The organism is Desulfosarcina cetonica JCM 12296 (assembly GCF_001311845.1).
GTDB classification, from domain to species: domain Bacteria; phylum Desulfobacterota; class Desulfobacteria; order Desulfobacterales; family Desulfosarcinaceae; genus Desulfosarcina; species Desulfosarcina cetonica.
This window is the reverse complement of record NZ_BBCC01000402.1, coordinates 1-2,057: the sequence shown is the minus strand read 5'-3', so window position 1 is coordinate 2,057 and position 2,057 is coordinate 1. Positions and strand designations below refer to the sequence as shown.

Sequence of the window (2,057 nt, the reverse complement as noted above, 5' to 3'; positions counted from 1 at the left end):
CTGGCCAGCATCGACGCCCTGGCCGACGAGGGCCGTCTGGGCGATGCGGACCGCCTGAACGCCCGCGCCCGATACGTCGCGGCCGTGGGCAAGGGGCTGCTCAAGGTGATTTCCAAGATGGGCATTTCGACCCTGCAAAGCTACCGGGGCGCGCAGATCTTCGAATGCGTGGGTCTGAACCGGTCGGTGGTGGACCGCTGGTTCTGCGGCACGACCTCGCGCATCGGCGGCGCGGACATTGATACCATCGCCCGTGAGATCGCCCTGCGTTGCGAAGGTGCGGAATCCGCATCCCCGGCGCCGGCCGACCGTCTGCTCTCACCGGGCGGACGTTATAAGTGGCGGCGGGAGGGTGAGGTGCATCAATACAACCCGGAAACCATCCCCCTGTTGCAAAAAGCCGTGCGCCAGTCCGACGGCGATGCGTGGCGACGCTTTTCCGACGCCGTGCTTTCCATGAACCGCGAGGAAGGCCTGCTCCGCGGCTTGTTCGACCTCAAGCCCGCCGACCACCCGCTGCCCATCGAGGCCGTGGAACCCTGGAGCGAGATTGTCAAACGTTTCAAGACCGGGGCCATGTCCTACGGCTCCATCAGCAAGGAGGCCCACGAGACCCAGGCCATCGCCATGAATCGCCTCGGGGGGAAAAGCAACAGCGGCGAGGGCGGCGAGGATGCCGACCGCTTCGTGCACGATGCCAACGGCGACTTGCGCAACAGCGCCATCAAGCAGATCGCCTCGGGCCGCTTCGGGGTGACCATCGCCTACCTGGCCAGTGGCCTGGAGCTGCAGATCAAGATGGCCCAGGGCGCCAAACCGGGCGAGGGCGGGCAATTGCCCGGCGAGAAGGTCTATCCCTGGATCGCCAAGACCCGCCACAGCACGCCTTATGTGGGACTGATTTCGCCGCCGCCGCACCACGACATCTACTCCATCGAGGATCTGGCGCAACTGATCTATGATTTGCGCTGTGCCAATCCCAAGGCGCGCATCAACGTCAAACTGGTTTCCGAGGTGGGCGTGGGCACCGTGGCCGCCGGCGTGGCCAAGGCCGGCGCCGACGTGATTCTGATCAGCGGCGAAGTGGGCGGCACCGGCGCGTCGCCGCTGACTTCCATCCGTTACGGCGGCCTGCCCTGGGAACTGGGACTGTCCGAAACCCAGCAGACCCTGATCATGAACGGCCTGCGCGATCGGGTGGTGCTGGAGTGTGACGGCCAGCTCAAGACCGCCCATGATGTGGCCGTGGCCTGCCTCTTGGGCGCCCAGGAGTTCGGTTTCGGGACCCTTTCGCTGGTGTCCCTGGGCTGTGTGATGATGCGGGTGTGCCATCTCAACACCTGCCCGGTGGGCATCGCCACCCAGGATCCCGAGCTGCGCAAGAAATTTGCCGGCAAGCCCGAGCACCTGATTCAGCTGATGCGGTTCATCGCCGAGGATCTGCGGGAGATCATGGCCCGAATGGGGTTTCGCAGCATCGACGAGATGGCCGGCCGCGTGGACCGGCTGGCTGCCGGACCGGCCTTGGACCACTGGAAGGCCCGCGACCTGGACCTTTCACCGATTCTTCAGCAGCCGGCCGTACCCACGCATATCCAGCAACTGTGCATTCCCCGGATGTCACTGGACCGATCTTCGGAGGCGCCCGATGCCGATCTGGTGCAGATGGCCGCGCCAGCCTTGGATGGCGGCCGGGCCGTGCAAATCGCGCTTACCATCGCCAACGTACGCCGCAGCGTGGGCACCCGTCTGAGCTACGAGATCACCCGTAAATACGGTGAGGCCGGACTGCCCGAGGACACGATCCTGATCGAGGCCGCCGGCAGCGCGGGACAGAGTTTCTTTGCCTTCGGGGCACCGGGGATTCGCGTGCGGGTGCGGGGCGAGGCCAATGACTATTTCGGCAAGGGGCTCTGCGGGGCCGTCCTGGCCATCCGCCCGCCGGACACGGCTGCCTATGCCGCCGAGGAGAATATCATTATCGGCAACGTGGCCCTTTACGGCGCCACCGCCGGCCGGGCGTTTATCCGCGGCATGGCCGGCGAGCGTTTCGCTGT

1 protein-coding gene is annotated in these 2,057 nt (G+C 65.8%); it reads left to right on the top strand.

What is annotated here, in order from left to right; genetic code table 11:
* Nucleotides 1–2,057, top strand: a 2,057-nt coding sequence (locus JCM12296_RS34350; RefSeq protein WP_246805310.1) for an FMN-binding glutamate synthase family protein, incomplete at both ends; no start/stop codon positions are given.